Here is a 1,837-nt window from a genome sequence, read left to right as displayed (position 1 = left end):
TTCCGACGGCGAACAACATCGGTAATTGGCTCATTGCACCACCATCCAGATAACCATGTCCCCCGGTAAACGACGGCGGCGAAAGGTCGCATGAGCAGAAAGCGTCAGGCAGTGTTGTATCCACTCGGTGGGAAGGTGTTTTTTTTTTAGATTTGTATAAGAGACAGGCCCCGCTCGCGCAGCCATGTCAAGTCGTTGACCGTTGCCCTGGTTCCAGGCAACACCACGAGATCCGCCTCGGCCAGATCCCCCGCGCTCGCCGCGTACCGGACGACGACACCGGGCTCGCACGCCAGCGCGTCCAGATCGGTGAAATTCGAGATGCGCGGAAAACGCACCACCACGACCCTGAGAGTGTCCTTCCCCAAAGCGGCCCTCGCGTCGGGACGCGGCGCGTCCAAGGCCAGGGTGTCCTCGGAGTCGAGATACAGCCCCAGTTTCCAGGGCAGCACCCCGAGCGTGGGACGTCCTGTAAGGGCCTTCAACTGCTCAAGCCCGGGTTCCAGCAACTCCCTCGCGCCACGGAACTTGTTGATGACGAATCCCGCGATGAGCGCCTGATCCTCCGGCTCCAGAAGAGCGACGGTCCCGTACAGCGACGCGAACACCCCGCCGCGATCGATGTCCCCGACGACGATGACCGGCAGATCGGCGGCCCGCGCGAGTCCCATGTTCACAATGTCCCCGGCACGCAGATTGATCTCCGCGGGGCTCCCCGCCCCTTCGCAGACCACCACGTCGAACTCGGCCCGCAACTGGCTCAAGCTCTCCTGCACGACGCCCCGAAGCCGCTCCTTATGGGAACCGTACTGAAGGGCATCGACCTCGGCGACAGGGCGCCCGAGTACCACGACCTGACTACGCCGATCGCTCCCCGGCTTGAGCAGTACGGGATTCATGATGGCCCGCGGCTCCACCCTTGCCGCCTGCGCCTGCATGTACTGCGCCCGTCCGATCTCGGCACCATCGCTCGTCACCATCGAGTTCAGCGACATGTTCTGGGCCTTGAACGGCGCGACCTTCACCCCGTTCCGCGCAAGCCAGCGGCACAGCCCGGCGGTCACGACGCTCTTGCCCGCGTCAGACGTCGTCCCCGCGACCAGCAGCGCCCCGCTCACCGCCGTCCCCACGCCGCGGCCGCCGCCAGCCCTGCGGCCACCAGTGCGACCCTTCCCGAAAGCCTGACCGCCCGCCGGATGTCGGCGACCTCGGGAGCCCGCCCGTCCCCCATTTCCGGACGCCGCTCGATATCGCCGCCGTAGGAATTCGTCCCGCCCAATCTGACCAGCGCCCCGGCGAACGCGGCCTCGCACCGTCCGGCATTGGGACTCGGATGGTTCTTCCCGTCCCTCCGCAGCACCCGCCACGCTTCGCGTCCGGAACAAAGTACCGTCAATAGCCCCGTCACCCTGGCCGGAACCCAGTTGGCCGCATCGTCCAACCGGGCCGCCGCCCACCCGAACCGCTCGTACCGCGCATTGCGGTACCCGACCATCGCGTCAAGCGTGTTGATCGCCCGATAGACGACCAATCCCGGAACTCCCGCGACGGCCCCCCACAGCAAAGGAGCGATGGCGGCATCCGAGGTGTTCTCGGCCAACGACTCCACGGTCGCCCGAGCCAGCTCCGCGGCTCCCAGCCCCTTCGGGTCCCTGGCGCACAAGTGGGACAACCGTCCGCGCGCCGCCTCCAGATCTCCGTCCTCAAGAGCCCGGGCCATGAAAACACCTTCGCGGCCCAGAGACGTCCCCCCAAGAACAGCCCAGGTGGCGGCACCGGTGATCAGAGCCCGAGAGACACGCCCCCGCCCCTGTCTGTTATATACATCTCCGAGCCC

The 1,837-nt window shown here is 66.4% G+C and carries 1 protein-coding gene and 2 pseudogenes; all 3 read right to left on the bottom strand.

Going from position 1 to position 1,837, the window contains the following annotated elements; genetic code table 11:
- Positions 1 to 144: pseudogene (locus E1298_RS46570) on the bottom strand (transposase domain-containing protein); the annotation flags it as partial.
- Between the two features lie 17 nt (positions 145 to 161).
- A pseudogene (locus E1298_RS46565) lies at positions 162 to 1,118 on the bottom strand (cobyric acid synthase); the annotation flags it as partial.
- Positions 1,115 to 1,837 (bottom strand): adenosylcobinamide-phosphate synthase CbiB (gene cbiB, locus E1298_RS46560; protein WP_131903752.1); only part of this gene is annotated, 723 nt, incomplete at its 5' end. The pseudogene E1298_RS46565 and the gene cbiB, both read right to left, overlap by 4 nt.

This window comes from Actinomadura rubrisoli, assembly GCF_004349215.1.
Taxonomy (GTDB): Bacteria; Actinomycetota; Actinomycetes; order Streptosporangiales; family Streptosporangiaceae; genus Spirillospora; species Spirillospora rubrisoli.
This window is presented reverse-complemented; position numbering and strand designations above follow the sequence as displayed.